This window comes from Bacillus sp. AF23 (assembly GCF_020861455.1).
Classification (GTDB): Bacteria; Bacillota; Bacilli; order Bacillales; family Bacillaceae; genus Bacillus; species Bacillus halotolerans.
This window is the reverse complement of record NZ_JAJHVY010000056.1, coordinates 1-381: the sequence shown is the minus strand read 5'-3', so window position 1 is coordinate 381 and position 381 is coordinate 1. Positions and strand designations below refer to the sequence as shown.

At 45.7% G+C, this 381-nt stretch carries 1 protein-coding gene; it reads left to right on the top strand.

What is annotated here, in order from left to right; translation table 11 throughout:
* Window positions 1-381: beta-ketoacyl synthase N-terminal-like domain-containing protein (locus LNN34_RS21825; RefSeq protein ID WP_229044616.1), on the top strand; the 381-nt coding region annotated here is incomplete at both ends.

The following is a 381-nucleotide window of genomic DNA, read 5'->3' as shown; positions in this document are numbered from 1 at the left end:
ATGAAAACACTGAGGCTGGCAAATCAGTGAACAGAAAACTTGGAGTGGTACCGGGAATTGCTGAATTTGACCCTCTTTTCTTTGAACTATCGCCTCGTGAAGCAGAGACGATGGACCCTAGACAGAGGCTGCTCCTTCAGGAATCTTGGAAAGCATTAGAAGATGCCGGCTATGGTTCTAAGTCATTTGGAGATGAAAAGGTAGGTTTTTTCGTAGGAGTAGAAGACGGTGACTATAGGCTTATGACTGGAAGTAAAAGCGGCGTTACTTCCAATAATAATGCTGTGCTTGCCGCCAGACTTTCTTATTTCCTAAACCTTGACGGTCCAAACATGGCCATCAATACGGCGTGCTCGTCAGGACTTGTAGCTGTTCATCAGG